Annotated in this window: 2 protein-coding genes and 1 pseudogene; 1 reads left to right on the plus strand and 2 read right to left on the minus strand. The window is 41.9% G+C overall.

What is annotated here, in order from left to right; genetic code table 11:
- A partial coding sequence (locus tag BGK49_RS16130; RefSeq protein ID WP_069375680.1) for an IS3 family transposase occupies positions 1-102 on the minus strand: 102 nt, incomplete at its 3' end.
- Positions 103-173: 71 nt separating this feature from the next.
- On the opposite strand from BGK49_RS16130, the pseudogene BGK49_RS16135 reads away from it, so the two are divergent.
- Positions 174-615 (plus strand): annotated as a pseudogene (locus BGK49_RS16135) (phage integrase central domain-containing protein); the annotation flags it as partial.
- Positions 616-657: 42 nt separating this feature from the next.
- Here BGK49_RS16135 and BGK49_RS16140 read toward each other — a convergent pair.
- On the minus strand, positions 658-866 hold a 209-nt coding region (locus BGK49_RS16140), incomplete at its 5' end, for an IS3 family transposase (protein ID WP_001073957.1).

Below are 866 nucleotides of genomic sequence, written 5' to 3' on the forward strand. Positions count from 1 at the left end.
AACATCCATAGCTTTGGCGGCATCTGCCACCGTGTATTTCTGGTCAACAACCAGTTGAGCGGATTCGCGTTTAAACTCTGCGCTAAAATTTCTTTTTTTCATTGGAGCACCTGTGTTGTTCTGAGGTGAGCATATCACCTCTGTTCAGGTGGCCAAATTCAGTGTGCCACTTCATTTCAAGAAGAGATGCAGTAGCGCAGGCAATTGAAGCAAATCATTATATATACAAAAACTACTCTCCTGCTGCCTTCCTTAATTGAAAAACTTAAAGGGTTCAACTCATTTACTATGGCAGACTGGATTGAACGTTACAAAACGATTCTTATAAGGAGAAAAGTGTCCAGAAATACTTATAAAATTCGGGCAAATCAACTGAAGACAATAAAAGAAAAATTGGGAGAGATTTTACTGACAGAAATAACCACTCGCCATATTGCCGAGTTTCTTGATTTGTGGATTGAAGGAGGGAAAAACACAATGGCAGGATCAATGCGTTCTGTGTTGTCTGATATGTTTCGCGAGGCCATTGTTGAAGGACGTATATCTCAAAATCCAGTCACGCCAACAAGAGCACCGAAAATAGTAGTTACAAGAGAACGACTGAAACTAAAGACTGAGGTGTACTGGCAATAGCGGACACTACCATTTGTTCTTTTTTTAAGCAGCCATCTGATGATATTTTTCCCTGAAGGCTGCCGGGGAGATATTCCCCAGACGAGAGTGACGACGCTGACGATTGTAGAAAATCTCAATGTATTCCCGTATTACTGAGATGGCTTCATCCCGGTTATTAAAACGATAGTGGCTCAGGCTCTCATTTTTCAGCGTTCCCCAGAAGCTTTCCATCGGAGCGTTGTCGTAACAGT

This window comes from Shigella sp. FC1544 (assembly GCF_001722145.1).
In the GTDB taxonomy this organism is placed as follows: domain Bacteria; phylum Pseudomonadota; class Gammaproteobacteria; order Enterobacterales; family Enterobacteriaceae; genus Escherichia; species Escherichia coli.